A 13,704-nucleotide genomic window follows, 5' to 3' on the forward strand; every position below is an offset into this window, starting at 1 on the left:
CTCTTCCTCCGACTGATCTTGAGGTGGCGGCGGTGGTGGCGGTGGCGGTAATTCGTCTGGCGGAGTTTGAACGATCGTAGCGCGGGGTACAATTACCAATTCTACGGCGCGACGCAAATCGTCAGCCGTGACATCAGTACGTCCCTCCAAAGCCGCCGCAGCTTTAGCTACTCGCATCGCGAATAATTCGGCTCGATGTCCCTGTACGCCGCCACGAATGGATTCTTCTACTAAATAGGCAATTTGTTCGCGCTGAATGCGGACATCTTTAAGCCATTCTCGCGCTAGTAAAATCTGAGTTTTTAAGTTATCAATATCTTCTGTATATTGATCGAGAAAAGCTTGGGGAGAAATAGAATAGGAGAGGGCAGACTCTACGGCTTGCACTCTTTCATCTAATCCCAGAAGAGCATCGGCGGAAAGCGCGATCGCAATTCTATCTAACAAATGTTCTCTCAGCGGGCCTTCTTCGGGGTTGTAGGTAGCAATAAATAGCGGTTGGCAGGGATGTTCAAAGCTAATTCCCTCTCGCTCAATCCGGTTGCGACCTTCGGTTAAAACTGTCAGCAATTGGTTAGAAATATTGTCATCGAGAAGATTGATTTCATCGACGTAGAGCACGCCTCGGTGCGCTTGGGCTAATAATCCCGGTTGAAATGCGGTTTCACCTAGTTTTACAGATTGCTCGACATCAACTGAACCTAAGAGCCGATCTTCTGTAACTCCTAGAGGAATTTGTACGAAGGGTGCGGGAATGATTTTGGTTGCTAATTCTTCTCCTTCCCTTGGTTCCTCGTTACAGATGGAATCTTTAATGATTTCAATCGGTGGTAGTAAACAATGTAAGGCTCTTGCCATGACAGATTTAGCAGTACCTCGGCGGCCTGCGATCGCGACTCCTCCCAATCCCGGATCGATGGCGGCCAAAAGCAGGGCTAATTTAATCGCCTCTTGCCCCACAACGGCTGTGAGGGGAAAGGCAGTCATAGTAGATGTAAATTGAGTCATTATTTCTATTATTTTTTAATCCGCTTTGCCTATTACTACTTTAAAGCAAAACGCGACCCGACACAAACCCCCTGGGATTATCCTCTCAAACCCATCTGGAAAAATGACAGCTTATTACGTCTGATCGTGATTAATTTATCAACTATTACTTGACAAAGTTCCCTCCTAATTACCAATATTAATCGTATAATCCACCCCAAATTACTATAGAACTGTATTCATTAACGAGAATAGGAATGAGAATTAGCACAAAGCGCTCAGGCATTTTTAGATAGTGATAAACTCTCCCAGGTTTCTCGTATAAGTTGCCATTCAAGTTGGTTCCATCCTCGCGCACTCATCCAATCTGGACTGGCTGGCGTACCGATTACAACGAATCCATAGCGTTTTGCTAACCTTGATACGCGTAAGTTAGCACTGACAGAAATACCGCGAATTTCGTTTAACCCCAAATCGCGAAACCCAAATTCAATTAAAGCTTTCCCAACCTCAATAGCATAGGCGTAACGCCCCCAAAACTGAGGTGCTAACTCGATACCTAGTTCTGCTTGTTCGGGGCCATAACTATCACGGCGCAAACCACCACAGCCAACTAATTCTAGAGTACGGCGATCGACTATAGCAAGCTGATAATTGCGCCGAGGGTGTTCAGTTGCCCATTCCCTAAACCTTTGAAGTAGTTCGCGGGTAAAGCTGGGTGTAACTTCTTCTGGCGCACAGAATTCGGCATAGCGAGGGTCAGCATGATAGGCCAAAAATGCAGGTTCATCTTCTCTGGTAAAATCCCGTAGGAGAAATCTGTTAGTGACGATTTCCATAGCTAGCGCTCTCACCTGCTCGATCGATCGGAATCGAATATTGATCTAATTTAGTTTAACCTCTAATTAATAATTGTAGGATGTAGCCTTTTACAATTGGCAAGTCATTTCTTATATAGAAATAAATTTTTTCTAGTCTGCTAGTCAAGTGCTGCGATAGAAATTACCGAGACATTTAAGAAGAACGTGGTTTTTCTGGAATAGGTAAACCATATAAAAATAAATGCAATATCTCTAGAGGAGACATCGGAGGGCTATGAATCATAAAGTCATCACTTCCTGGATGTATATGGAACCGCATACCACGCTCTTCATTATCATGATTAGGTAAGTTAAGATCGAACCTTATGAAACTAACTTGACTATCCTCTGGAAATCGAATCTCAAAATCAAACCCAATAATTTCTGCTGGTCTTAAAGCTTCATCTACCAGAATGGAAAAGTCGAACCAACATCCATCAACTCTTTCAAAGTGGGGAATTTCTTTAATTCGCTTAAAATTACGCCCTCCCCCGATAATGGCAATCTTGCTCTTATCTGGAGTCATCTTGAGAAGTTTATGAATTTCTTCAAGCTTAGTTTTCAAAACTCTTTGATCGCGAGCTGTATTCAGGCATTTAAAAATTTGAGTATAAAGCTCCTTGGCTTTTGAAACTGTTAGTGGTGTTGCTTTAATTGAGCGGTGCTGAATCTCTTCACACATCATCTCCCAAGTATTTTTATCGTTCAATTAGATCCTCCCGCTCTAGAAGAATAAGCCATTCTCCATATTCAGGATCAGATGGTAGTTGATATGCTTCCGCAAGCGCAATAACTTCCAAATCTGACTTTCCTGACCATTCTCGGAGTGCTGATAATCTTGCCTGACGCTCCTCTGTAGTCAATAATTCTACACCTAAGAGGAGACTGAATATTCTCGAACCAAGCCAACTTGCAAAATTAGGTGCATAGTTAAGCATGGCTTTGGTAGCTTCTAAAGACAGAATTAGAATTCCTCCACGCTTTTCCTGGTCTAGTCTGCTCCTTAAAGAATCAAATTTTTGCCAATCTTCTTGAAGCCATGATTCAAAATCACGAAGTAATAAATAGCTTTGCGGAGCCTGACTAATTTGATTAAGGAGACTAAGAGCTCCACTATTAGCAGAAATAACTCCTATATCACAGTCTATAAAAATCTTGAGCATTTCTCTAAGTTCATCAATAGCTTTATCAAAATCTAGGGGGGATAGAATCGTGGTTAACCAGATATTACCTTCGGGTTGTGCGCCAACTCGTTGCAACAATTCATCAATAGAAATTGATTTAATGTCATAAGTTTTCATTATTCAAACTGTGCTGTATTTTTTGATCTTTTTGAATGAACTGAAGCAATGGGCGAATTGCAGGATGAACTGTATACCGTGCTTTTGGATATCTATATTCAAGAATACGTCCTGTTACCAAAAGTATAATTCCCTCATCTGTTATAGGAAGGAAGGTATTTCCTACTAGCATATCTAAGAGAATCTCAAGTTCCCGATCGGAAAGCCCTAACAGTTTTGCTCTGCCAAATGAGGCAACGGAAGTTTCAACATGGGTTTGCTGTAAATTTTCACTATCTGCTAAGTATGCCTCTTCGATTGAGGCTTGTGTTAAATTGATCAGATCGCGTAAAACTCCACCAGAATAATGAATAAGGCTTTGGAGTGCAGATTGTTCTATAAATCCTTCTGAAGCACGAACTTCTATGATTTTTTCAAAAAAACTATAAGCATCTGCATCATCTTCAACATCAAAACACGATCGATAATCGAAGTAATTCACTGCTTGTTTTAGAAGCTCTTGGTTATCATAAAACGCCCGTAAATGCCCCACAATAACAAGTCCAATACCTATAGATGAAAGGTTTTGCAGGTCAGTAGTAACAAGTTGCAAAAAGGATTGTGTATTATCAAGTCGATCTAAGCCATCAAATAGTAAAATAATATCTCCATATTTCTCAGCAGCAGCCTTATCGAGACGACTGATTGCCTGTAATACTTTTTTTTCCTGCTCATGAGATTTTTTTACAAGAATACCCATGGAATGCACAAAGTCAGACAACAGATTTTCATTATATGAATCGAATTCAATATCACCTATAGATCCTGAGTATCCATATGCAATATCTTTGATTAGCTTAATATCTTTTCTGATCGCTTCTTCGTCACTATCCTGCATTAACTCAGAAAATACTACCCCAACAACGGCTGTGAGGGTTCCAGTTGAAATTTTTGAAATATCTGTATATAGACTCACATCTACATAATGAGCAGAGATATCCTCTACTTCTTCGTTGATACGATTACGGGTAACGAGAAGTTGAGTTGTCTTACCAGAGCCAATTCCACCTAATAATAAATGTGTCGAGGATGGGCGAAGTCCTATACGTCCCGAAATTAGCTCCGAAACCGATTTTCGAGGTTCACGAATATAGTAGCCGCTTTCAATTGCTCGTTGAGGGTCTACTGCTCCCTCGAAAGCAGCCATCTGTTCTCTAAAAAACTTTAGCCGATTAGACATCTCGGATACCTGCGGCAATTAGGACAGTTATAGGACTACTATAGCTAATAATAACATTACTAAGAGATTCACTTGCCATATAATCCAATACTTCCAATACGCGATCGCTATTGTCTCAGTCCTGATTCAGAATGAAGTGAGTAATAACAAAGACTCTTAAAACGTCAAAACCTGCTCCAAAAAGCAGGTTTCAACAATCGGAGCGGCGGGATTTGAACCCACGACCCCTACTACCCCAAAGTAGTGCGCTACCAAGCTGCGCTACGCCCCGACACATCTCTTCAATATATCATCAATATCAAGTAAAGTCAAATAAAATTCAAAAAACTTTTAAAACCTGTGCGGCCTGTACTAAACCAGGAACCGCTGCCGCCTCCCAAGAACTTTCGCACCGCCGCCCCGCATTCAAAATCAACTTTATGCTGTAAGCTTCGGGATAACCTTCGGCCTGCATCCATAGCAAATCGCTTTCCACTTCGCAGGCGATTTTCTCCTCATCCATTAACTCAGCAGCCATCAGGCTCATCGTTTCGGCCAACTGCCCCAACAATCTGCAAAAATCATTCAACTCTGCCTCTGTCAACTCGATCGCCCAATCGTCTCCACCCACTAAACCCTTAAATTCTACTGCCTTGGGGTTCCATCCTAAACGCCAACCCGCACCAGTCTTAATTACGCGCTCCATGCTTACGGCATCAATAATTTCGCATCCCCTGGTTGCGGTGCTGGTGGTACTTCAGAAGGCGATCGCTCTTGACTCCCACCCGCAGCAGGTACGCTCGGAGCATTCCCATTAAAAATATCCACCAAAACTTGAATCAAAGTATCCCGCTGAGCGCGATTGAGGCCTTGAATCACAGTGCGATCGCGCTCCATTGGATTTAACCGCAACACATCACCCCCTGGATACACCGACTCTTCCAAAAACTCAGGAGTCACCCCCAAATAGTCAGCTAAAGTTAGCTTCCAATCCAGACGATAATTACCAGGGCGACCCTTGACAAATAAATGATAGCGAATCAGCCGCCCTACCAAAGTATTGTTCGGATCGACTTTCCCAGTCTCCTTTGAAACATAATTATTTTCCTTTGGAAAATCAGGCAACTGTTGATAGACCAACCGCCATGCCTCACTCACCCGCAACTCCTGTAGAGGTTGCTGAGCCAACCGCTGCACCTGAGTTGGTTGGGGGCTCGCCATAGTTAAAGGCGATCGCGCCGATACGCTCAATTCCCCTGATTCAAAAATCCCCCCCAAAACAGTGAGACACGCCACACTCAGAGCGACGATCGCAAAACTCAAAACTAGCTTAAAATTGCTCACAGTTTCGACAGAACCCCTAACCTACTTACAAATCCCCAATAATTTCCGGTTGTGTCAGCTCATCCGACATCTCGAAAATCGCCCGCATCACAGGCTTCATCTGATGGTCATCCATATTATCAAAATCTTCATAGCGGCGGCGTTTCGCCCGGTTCGCCACTTGCACCGTAATCCGGTAGCGATTAGAAGCTGCATTGATCAACTCTTCCGCCCGACGGGTTAACTGAGTTGAATCGAACGTTGGACGCTTAAGCATGAGACTAACCACCTTACATTAATGTTACATTCTATTTTACTATGTCAAGATTCTTGACACTGCCAACGGCATTACGCAAAAGTATAACATCTGCTAATCCCATCCAATGGTTCAGACCTGAAGGCGCGGACAACGCTGCACTCAGTTCGGGAAATAGTTCTGTAAATTCTTTTACTCACTTTTTTTAGATTATGGCAGCAGTAGCCTATTCGTTTCCTCGGTTGCATCAAGTAAATCCTCATCCCCTCAAACTGGTAGCCTTGGGGGATAGCTTAGTTTACGGCTTTGGCGATCACGAAGGCGGTGGCTGGGTAGAGCGACTGCGGCGGTTATGGATGTTGCCCGATAGTCCGGGCCATGTCCTCTACAATTTAGGAGTACGAGGCGATCGCGTTTATCAAGTTGCCCAACGCCTCGAAAACGAATTTCGCCATCGAGGAGAATTGAGAAATCGCCTCCCAGATGCGATTATCCTTTCCGTAGGCATTAACGATTCCCCCAGAGTTCAGTTACCTCACGGTCGCAACTATACTGAATTCGAGCATTTTAAAACAGTTTTGCATCACTTGTTAGACCAGGCCCATCAACTTTGTCCAGTCCTATTTGTCGGCATGGTTCCTGTTGATGAAAGCAAAATGCCATTTCAAAAATGCTTGTACTACAATCAGGCAGACCAGTATAAATATAAAGAAGCCACTTGCCAAGCGTGTTTGGAACGCCACATTCCCTATTTAGATATCTTTGAAAAATGGCTAAGTCGGGGTAAGGATTGGTGGCATCCTCGCCTCTCTGAAGATGGCATTCATCCTAATGTACTCGGCTATCAATCTTTACTCCAAGATGTCCTCCAGTGGGAACCCCTTGACCAAATAGCTAAACAAAAAATTGTTAACAGCTAACAGTTAAAGTTAATAGTTAACTGTTAACTGTTAACTGTTAACTGCAAAATCATGAGAATTCTGCTAGTAGGAGATGAGCAGCGGATTGCCCCAGCTTTAGCTGAAGCAGTCACAGATAACATTGCCTTCGATTTACTAGAATTAGCAGCAAGATTTAGAGCATTACTGCATCGGTGAGTAAAATTTTAACGCCTGTTTTAGAGTGGGAACATCTCTGAGTCAACGCCAACACCTGCCATGACTGTGCGATCCTATGACCTACCCCATCATTCAGCGGCAGCGATCGTAATTTAGCTTGCTTTTTAAGCCCTGGCTCTATCTTATGACTTACTAACAGTTTGATCGCAATCCCCAAAACCGTGAGGATATCTTCAGTTGCTGAAGATTTAGCAAACACTTAGATTAATCCCTAGAAAAATATACTATAAAACCTCTTAAATGTAACTTTAATTACTAATTTAAATACAGATTTGGGTGATAAATATAAATGAAAATACTAAGGTAGGATCGGAAAATGAAAATTAGCGCTCGTAACGTTCTCAAAGCTAAAGTAAAGCAAGTATTACTGGGAGCAGTTAATGCTGAAGTAACGCTAGAAATTGCTCCCGAAATTGAAGTAGTTGCCATCATCACAAAAGCATCTGCCGCCAATCTAGGAATAGTAGAAGGCAAAGAAGCTTACGCAGTAATTAAGGCATCAGATCTAATTGTGGCTGTTGATTAATACCTATATAATTTACACATAAACCAGATTGCTAAAACTGTTTCAACTCGGGTTTATGTGTAAATTTTTTAGATTCCCGGTCTAAAAGGGAAGTATTCAGATAGTTTCAGTGGGGGCAACTTGATTAGGTTCGGTATATAATCCTAACTGTTTCGACAATTCACGGGCAACATGAATTAAGAACTTAGATGCGTCTGGATTATCATGGTGAGCAAAGTAGGCCGCTACTTTTGCCATAGCTTGTATTAAACCAGCATCAATTAAATCTTGATGAGTATCTAATACCTCTGGTTCTTTGCCATTGGGACAATGTAACAATTTATCAATTAAATTCATGTAAAGCTCTTCGCGTTGTGCTGTCATAATTCACCTAAAATTTTTCGAGATGTTTACGTGCTACAATATGAAAAATATGCCAGTATCTCTCCTCCCCCAAAGGGGTTGTTCCTAAATGCTCTTCTTCCTCAAATACCTCAATCTTCCAGCAATTTTGTAGCAAAGCTGTCAATTGTTTACGAGTAACATGAGTCATATAACTACGATCTGCCCATGAGTCTCGTTCACCAAAGAAATGTCCAGAAAAACGCCCTCCTTCCCTCAAACAAGTGGCTATTTTTTCCCACAGTTCAGAGAAATTAGCCGGGGGGCAAAAAGGGAGAGAAAAACTAGCATTAACCAAATCTACTGAATCCGGTAGAGTAACTAATTCAAAACGCTCAACTCGGGTTTCTAGAAGTTTAAAATCAACATCTAAACGGTTACGTAAACGAGTAATTGCATCTACTTGACCGTCAATTGCTAATACCCGCCACCCGCGTTTCAACAACTCTATCGTATCTCGCCCATCCCCACAGCCAAGGTCTATAGCAAAAGGATTTGAATTAAAAGATTGCTCTATTTCAAATCGGGCTAAAGCTGTTAGTAAAGTTGGGCGTGGAGAGCGACCCGCAACTGCTTGATAATAAGCAGTCCAATCTCGGTCAAAAACTTGACTTTTTTCTCCCTTTTCCATCAGTATTAGCAGTGATTTAAGCTTGGACGAGCGAACTGTGAGTGTAACAATTTTTGGGGCAAACTCGCGAACAAGCTTCACAGCCAATACAGTATTCGGGATGAATAATACTCATCACTTTCCGTTCAATCTCATCCTCTTCCTCATTTTCAACAAATTCTCCATCTTCATTCAGGGCTCTTAGCTGTAATACATTGCGACCACAAGCTTTAAAACATCTACCACAGCCAATACATTTATCTTGGTTAATTGCCTCCACAAATTGGGGTGTCCAGGTAGTACCGCCAAAAGTCAAACCGGTTAATGTAGTCATGGTTAAGTGTCTCCTTCAATAGTCTAATCAAGTTGAGATTTGGGATTGAATTTACTCTGTTTAAACATCTGCTCTATTCTCGGTGCGAATACTTGTCGGTTGCACCAATTGCTTACTAGCAATCCCGCAACTGATGCGCCCAACATACTGAATCGACGAGAGATAAATTAGACCAGATAAGCTTCTTGGTGAGTACGAATCGTACAATCAGAACGGGGATAAGCTACGCAGAGAAGAACAAATCCTTTTTCTATTTGTTCGTCCTCTAAAAACACCTGCTCTGATTGATCGACTTTGCCTTCCATTAGTTTACCAACACAGCTAGAACAAGAACCAGAACTACAGGAAAAAGGTAACTCTATATCATGTTCTTCTGCCGCTGTCAGAATGTATTTATCATCCTCAACAGGGATAGTAACATCAATTTCTCGCTTCTTGTTGATCAGCCGCACATTATAAGTTGCCATTTGTCAATTCCTTGAAATCGAAAAAGAAAAAATCAGCGAAAGGTTAGCTACAAGGCACACCTGTAGGAGTACAATTTCCTGCTTGGAAAGATTGACCGCAGCCGCAGGTATCAGTAGCATTAGGGTTTAAAAACTTAAAGCCACTTTGAGTTAAACCTTCAACGTAATCAACTACAACACCTTCCAATAAAGGTGCGCTTTCCTTGTCAATATATACTCGGATTTTCCCCTGTTGTTCCAGCACATCATCTGGCTTTGGTTCGTTGATAATATCCAGAGAATATTGATAACCGCTACAGCCTCCATCCACAATGGAAAATCGAACTCCGCGTTGTGCCTGGTTTTCAGCTTTGCTAGAACCTTGTAGAAAGGCACGAAGCCGCAATTCGGCCACTTCTGTTAATGTAACTGTCATAAAGACTCCTAAGAGATTTGGTAAGGGTTAATAGCTAATCGGGTAAATTTTACCAGGTTCTAAATTCTGGTAATCAGAGATTAAATTCAGAAATTAGATACCTACAAAATCTAGGAAATAGCGATGGGTAAAGACTTTTTGGGAAGAGGTTTTTCCCGTTTGGTTGCACTCGACCTAGAAGGATTTGGAGTTGGGAATTTTTGATTCAACTTGCTTTCCAATTTGTCTCTACTTTTGTGGCTACAAACTGGACAATTTGGATCGTGATAAGGACGACGTTTCGCAAATTCCAAACTGCCTAAATCCATCGTTAACAATTGAGAAAGTAACGGTTTGCCAATTCCTGCCAGTAGCTTAATTGCCTCTAGTGCTGTCAGACAAGCTAGAGTTCCAGATACTGCACCGATTACGCCAAAACCGCGCTTATCCCAATCAGGTTTTTCGGGAAAAATGCAAGATAAACAAGGAGTTTCGCCCGGTACAATTGTGGTTAAATATGCCTCCATGTCGTTCATGGCTGCTTCTACCATTGGCTTATCCCATTGCACGCAGGCAGCATTTAACAAGTCGCGTTCAATGAAGTTATGAGCGCAGTCGAGGACAATATCGGCAGCTTGTACCAAAGTATCTACATTTTCGGGTGTAACATACTCAAAAATTGCATCTACTTGGACATCGGGATTGATTTCCTCTAGTGTTTCTTTGGCTTTAAATACTCTAGGCTTACCTACCCAATCGTCAGTCATCAAAATCTGGCGATTCATGTCATCAAGGCGCAATTCTCCACCTCGAACTAGGATTAATCGCCCAACTCCTGCTACTGCTAAATAAAGTGCAGCAGTGCCACCTAATCCACCGACACCTGTCACCAATACTGTTGATGACTTCAATCGTTTTTGAGCCTCTTCCCCAAAACCAGGAAGCATAATTTGGCGACGGTAACGTTCTAACTCAGTAGGTGTGAGATGTAACACGACAGTTCTCCTCAATCCGTGTCGATTTCTGTTAGTAGAACTACATTTCCTGGCTTCTGATTAAACACCTTGAACAGTTTTTGGTCGAGAGATGTAGAAGTTAAAAACACTTCGTAAGCCGTTAGGAGTGCAACTCGATACTGGGCTAACTTCTCCTCTTCATTTGTGCCTGTAAAAGCTGCATCTATTTCGCCCACAAGTTGAGCGAATTTTTGTAAAATATGCAGGCGATTAACATTCACAATTTTAGGATCGTAGGCAAGCTCGAAGAACTTAAAATAATCTTCGGCATCTAAGAGTTGTTTGAATTCAGACAGAGTTCCGCTCATTTGCCTTCTTCCTGTGTCTTTAGCTGTTGTTTCAAGTCGTTTAACTGACGATAGATTTCATAGGTTTCGGCTGCCAAATCCATTAGGTGTTCGTAATTTGCTGGCAATCCTTCTGCTAAGTCATGAAGATCCATCTTCATTTGTCCGGCCTTACTGTTTAGGCGTTTAATTTGAGTTTTTAGCTCGTCAGCACTGGGATTAACTAGGGTGGTGATTTCGGCTTGAGCCATAGATTTTTGCTGATGGGATTGTTCTTCTTGATTTGTTCTGCTTCGTTTTTGGCAAAAATGGTTCGTAAGCTTGGAAGCATGATTGAACCATTTTTGAATTACGAAGGGATCGCTAAAGGTGACTAAAGCTTGCCTACTTCTGGATAGGATTTACCTAGTTCAATTCCAGATAGGGTGAGCTTTTCTCCTTCTTCTGCTAGCTTTTCTAAGGAGTCAAAGCCGAAGCGTTGAGCATCGCGCAAGGTTCTAGCAACCAGTAGGAGACGGCCGGAAAAGACCAATGCCCAGCCAAAGCCTTCGTGACTTAAATCAATTACTATCTGAGAAAGTAGCCCGCTTTCTTTTTCAATCCGAGCTGCGATCGCGCGATAAAATAATTGAATGCGTCCTTTGGTATTAGGCTCAACATCGCCATCCACTGGGATTTTGCGTTTTTCTTGCTTGGTGACTACAAAAGGTTTGAGGATGAGTTCATCCGACCAATTGCGGTAAAAACCGTAGGAATCCTCGGCTCGGATTTGCCGTAATAGTTCCTGAAGAAAGGGATGCTTAATGACATCGGATTGGGTGTTATCGGTGGCAGTTTCAGTTGTATTCATTGGGTAAATCTCCTCTAATTTAACTCTAATTCTTCTTGGGGGAAATGGTTGGACTGTTGCAAGACTTTTCGCAGCCAAGGTGGTGGATTTCCCTTCAAAGTTGTGACTAACTTTTCGAGGACATCGCTAATTTCTTGCTCTTCCGATTGGGCTTTGATGGGAGTTATCCGCTTTTTGATTAACCGGGCGGCAGCACTACCACCAATTGCGGAAACATAAACAATTGTGCAGTCGGCGAGGGCCTCAATTTTGGGTAAGAGTTTGTCTTCATTACCATCTTCTTTGAGATCGCCCTCGAACTTGAGAGTTGTTAAAAATTGATAACCCTCAGTTGAAACTTCATAGACATCAATCTTTTTTGCCCAACCAAAGTGAGCATTGATGTGAACGCGATCGCTAGTCGTGAATGCAATTTTCATTGCTTGCCTCCTCATGAGAAAATGAAAGAGAAGAAAGAGCATAACCAAGCCAGATGACGCAGAGTTAATCTAACCTTTTCAATCGCTTGATTCTTCTTGCTCTAAAAATAAATTGCCGATATCAAACAAAAGCTGTGTAGTTCCCTGATAGCCGACTGTGCAACGCTGACCGTTACCCAAGCGATCGTAAATGGGGAAACCTTGACGATAGAGGGGAATCTGGAGGCGATGAGATATTCCTGCGCCGTGAGAGTTGGTAATCAACAAATCTGAACCTGCTGCCAGTTGCTCAAAATCTTCCAAATCGCCAATTGTCACTGTTTCTACTGGGAGTTTTTCCAGCAGGGGCGATCGCGTCGTCGTCACTGCTGCCTGAATTTCTGCCCCCATCCCCTTCAATAACCAGACAGTTGCAGACAATAAATCCGGTTCTAGTGCTAAAGAGACGCGCTTGTGTCCAAAGTAAAAATGAGTATCCAACATCGCATCCTGCAACTGACGGCGTTGGTGGCAGTATTTTGCTGGCACCTCCACGCCGCTGAGATCCGAAAGCGCTTGTAAAAACTCATCGACAGCGGCTAATCCGGTTAAGTGGGGAAACACCTCAAATGGAATCCCAAACTGCTTTTCCAGGATCGCCGCACTCTCGCGCATACTCTCGCCCAGGGCCAAGGTATAAATAGAACTACCAATTGCCCGGAGTTCTGGTAGAGTTGTGCCCCCACCTGTCACCGCGCTGTAGGAGTCTTCCAAATGACCGTCTAGGGAGGTGGATAGATCGGGAACTGCGATCGCAGTTAGTCCAAAAGCAGTGATGATTTCCTTGACTGCTTGCACGTCTCCAGGGGAAAAGGCGGAACTAACCAGTAGCGTCACCTGATGCGATCGCGTTTCCCCAACTTGAGGAAGTTCGCGCATCATGCTTTCTACCGCTGCGGCAAAGCCATCTTGTAATGCTCCTCGAAAGTCCGGTGCAGAGACAAACACAATCGGTAAATCGTATAATTGCGGGTGGCGCTTGCGGATGGTGCGGAGAATACCCTCCATGTCATCACCTCGCGTTTCCGTCAATCCCGTCGTACACAAACCGATCATTAGTGGCTGAGCTTTTTCCACCAAAGTCAGAATTGCCTGTTCTACATTTTCCTCTCCACCTAGAATGGTGGTTACTTCCGTCATTGCCGTAGTCGCCAGCGGAATTGCTTCTCGGAAATGTCGCACTAGCGTTACCTTGGCAAAGGCAGTACATCCTTGAGAACCGTGCAGTAGAGGCATCATCCCTTTGAGCCCCAAAAACGCTAGAGTAGCGCCCAAAGGCTGACTTTGTTTAAGCGGATTCACCGCCACTGATTTTTTGGGAGTTGCGATCGTAGCCAT

23 protein-coding genes and 1 tRNA gene are annotated in these 13,704 nt (G+C 43.0%); 3 read left to right on the forward strand and 21 right to left on the reverse strand.

The genetic code is table 11. The annotated features are described in order from the left end of the window. The 9 genes from PN499_RS13920 to PN499_RS13960 form a co-directional block, all read right to left on the reverse strand. The coding region (locus tag PN499_RS13920) for an ATP-binding protein (RefSeq protein WP_272032565.1) at nucleotides 1-1,008 on the reverse strand (1,008 nt) is incomplete at its 3' end. Nucleotides 1,009-1,265: 257 nt separating this feature from the next. Continuing rightward, nucleotides 1,266-1,826: a GNAT family N-acetyltransferase gene (locus PN499_RS13925; protein WP_272032567.1), complete on the reverse strand. Its 561-nt coding sequence runs from the start codon at nucleotides 1,824-1,826 to the stop codon at nucleotides 1,266-1,268. 175 nt (nucleotides 1,827-2,001) lie between these two features. Continuing rightward, nucleotides 2,002-2,556, reverse strand: coding sequence for a hypothetical protein (locus tag PN499_RS13930; RefSeq protein ID WP_272032568.1), 555 nt, complete (start codon nucleotides 2,554-2,556; stop codon nucleotides 2,002-2,004). Next, on the reverse strand, nucleotides 2,546-3,148 hold the full coding sequence (locus tag PN499_RS13935) for a hypothetical protein (RefSeq protein WP_272032569.1): 603 nt from the start codon (nucleotides 3,146-3,148) through the stop codon (nucleotides 2,546-2,548). Before PN499_RS13935 ends, PN499_RS13930 begins: the two co-directional genes overlap by 11 nt. Beyond that, entirely contained in the window at nucleotides 3,135-4,367 is a 1,233-nt protein-coding gene (locus tag PN499_RS13940) for a P-loop NTPase fold protein (protein ID WP_272032570.1), read from the reverse strand. Before PN499_RS13940 ends, PN499_RS13935 begins: the two co-directional genes overlap by 14 nt. A gap of 197 nt (nucleotides 4,368-4,564) precedes the next feature. Then, nucleotides 4,565-4,638, reverse strand: a tRNA-Pro gene (locus tag PN499_RS13945). A 48-nt stretch (nucleotides 4,639-4,686) separates the two neighbouring features. Further along, nucleotides 4,687-5,052, reverse strand: coding sequence for a DUF1818 family protein (locus PN499_RS13950; protein WP_272032571.1), 366 nt, complete (start codon nucleotides 5,050-5,052; stop codon nucleotides 4,687-4,689). Nucleotides 5,053-5,054: 2 nt separating this feature from the next. Beyond that, a complete protein-coding gene (locus PN499_RS13955) occupies nucleotides 5,055-5,690 on the reverse strand; it encodes a hypothetical protein (protein WP_272032573.1) in 636 nt (211 codons plus the stop codon). 25 nt (nucleotides 5,691-5,715) lie between these two features. Further along, nucleotides 5,716-5,946: a DNA-directed RNA polymerase subunit omega gene (locus PN499_RS13960; protein ID WP_272032574.1), complete on the reverse strand. Its 231-nt coding sequence runs from the start codon at nucleotides 5,944-5,946 to the stop codon at nucleotides 5,716-5,718. Between the two features lie 191 nt (nucleotides 5,947-6,137). Between PN499_RS13960 and PN499_RS13965 the strand changes: the two genes are divergently transcribed. After that, nucleotides 6,138-6,845, forward strand: coding sequence for a GDSL-type esterase/lipase family protein (locus PN499_RS13965; RefSeq protein WP_272032575.1), 708 nt, complete (start codon nucleotides 6,138-6,140; stop codon nucleotides 6,843-6,845). Between the two features lie 51 nt (nucleotides 6,846-6,896). After that, nucleotides 6,897-7,022, forward strand: coding sequence for a hypothetical protein (locus tag PN499_RS13970; protein ID WP_272032577.1), 126 nt, complete (start codon nucleotides 6,897-6,899; stop codon nucleotides 7,020-7,022). On the opposite strand, the gene PN499_RS13975 is transcribed toward PN499_RS13970, so the two are convergent. Beyond that, a complete protein-coding gene (locus PN499_RS13975; protein ID WP_272032578.1) occupies nucleotides 7,000-7,242 on the reverse strand; it encodes a hypothetical protein in 243 nt (80 codons plus the stop codon). The two genes, PN499_RS13970 and PN499_RS13975, sit on opposite strands and share 23 nt — an antisense overlap. A 117-nt stretch (nucleotides 7,243-7,359) precedes the next feature. Between PN499_RS13975 and PN499_RS13980 the strand changes: the two genes are divergently transcribed. After that, nucleotides 7,360-7,569: a TOBE domain-containing protein gene (locus PN499_RS13980; RefSeq protein ID WP_272032579.1), complete on the forward strand. Its 210-nt coding sequence runs from the start codon at nucleotides 7,360-7,362 to the stop codon at nucleotides 7,567-7,569. 96 nt (nucleotides 7,570-7,665) lie between these two features. On the opposite strand, the gene PN499_RS13985 is transcribed toward PN499_RS13980, so the two are convergent. The 11 genes from PN499_RS13985 to nifN all read right to left on the reverse strand — a co-directional run bounded on the left by PN499_RS13985 (nucleotide 7,666) and on the right by nifN (nucleotide 13,704). Next, nucleotides 7,666-7,932, reverse strand: a complete 267-nt coding sequence (locus tag PN499_RS13985; RefSeq protein ID WP_272032580.1) for a hypothetical protein — start codon at nucleotides 7,930-7,932, stop codon at nucleotides 7,666-7,668. Nucleotides 7,933-7,939: 7 nt separating this feature from the next. After that, a complete protein-coding gene (locus PN499_RS13990) occupies nucleotides 7,940-8,581 on the reverse strand; it encodes a class I SAM-dependent methyltransferase (RefSeq protein ID WP_272032581.1) in 642 nt (213 codons plus the stop codon). 16 nt (nucleotides 8,582-8,597) lie between these two features. Next, a complete protein-coding gene (fdxB, locus tag PN499_RS13995) occupies nucleotides 8,598-8,894 on the reverse strand; it encodes a ferredoxin III, nif-specific (protein ID WP_272032582.1) in 297 nt (98 codons plus the stop codon). A gap of 167 nt (nucleotides 8,895-9,061) precedes the next feature. Next, nucleotides 9,062-9,361 carry a 2Fe-2S iron-sulfur cluster-binding protein gene (locus PN499_RS14000; RefSeq protein WP_007356936.1) on the reverse strand — a complete coding sequence of 100 codons (300 nt, stop codon included), beginning with the start codon at nucleotides 9,359-9,361 and terminating at the stop codon, nucleotides 9,062-9,064. Between the two features lie 43 nt (nucleotides 9,362-9,404). Beyond that, entirely contained in the window at nucleotides 9,405-9,776 is a 372-nt protein-coding gene (locus PN499_RS14005) for a HesB/IscA family protein (RefSeq protein WP_007356935.1), read from the reverse strand. A gap of 110 nt (nucleotides 9,777-9,886) precedes the next feature. Beyond that, nucleotides 9,887-10,750, reverse strand: coding sequence for a HesA/MoeB/ThiF family protein (locus PN499_RS14010; RefSeq protein ID WP_272032583.1), 864 nt, complete (start codon nucleotides 10,748-10,750; stop codon nucleotides 9,887-9,889). An 11-nt stretch (nucleotides 10,751-10,761) separates the two neighbouring features. After that, nucleotides 10,762-11,079: a nitrogenase-stabilizing/protective protein NifW gene (gene nifW, locus PN499_RS14015; RefSeq protein WP_272032584.1), complete on the reverse strand. Its 318-nt coding sequence runs from the start codon at nucleotides 11,077-11,079 to the stop codon at nucleotides 10,762-10,764. Further along, nucleotides 11,076-11,309: a CCE_0567 family metalloprotein gene (locus PN499_RS14020; protein WP_272032585.1), complete on the reverse strand. Its 234-nt coding sequence runs from the start codon at nucleotides 11,307-11,309 to the stop codon at nucleotides 11,076-11,078. Before PN499_RS14020 ends, nifW begins: the two co-directional genes overlap by 4 nt. A 122-nt stretch (nucleotides 11,310-11,431) precedes the next feature. Beyond that, the gene (locus tag PN499_RS14025) at nucleotides 11,432-11,908 is read right to left on the reverse strand and encodes a NifX-associated nitrogen fixation protein (RefSeq protein WP_272032586.1); all 477 of its coding nucleotides are present in this window, start codon (nucleotides 11,906-11,908) and stop codon (nucleotides 11,432-11,434) included. Nucleotides 11,909-11,922: 14 nt separating this feature from the next. After that, nucleotides 11,923-12,327 (reverse strand): nitrogen fixation protein NifX, encoded by a 405-nt coding sequence (gene nifX, locus PN499_RS14030; RefSeq protein WP_007356930.1) that lies wholly within the window; start codon nucleotides 12,325-12,327, stop codon nucleotides 11,923-11,925. 78 nt (nucleotides 12,328-12,405) lie between these two features. Continuing rightward, a complete protein-coding gene (gene nifN / locus PN499_RS14035; protein ID WP_272032587.1) occupies nucleotides 12,406-13,704 on the reverse strand; it encodes a nitrogenase iron-molybdenum cofactor biosynthesis protein NifN in 1,299 nt (432 codons plus the stop codon).

The sequence above is a fragment of the Kamptonema animale CS-326 genome (genome assembly GCF_028330895.1).
GTDB lineage: Bacteria > Cyanobacteriota > Cyanobacteriia > Cyanobacteriales > Microcoleaceae > Kamptonema > Kamptonema formosum.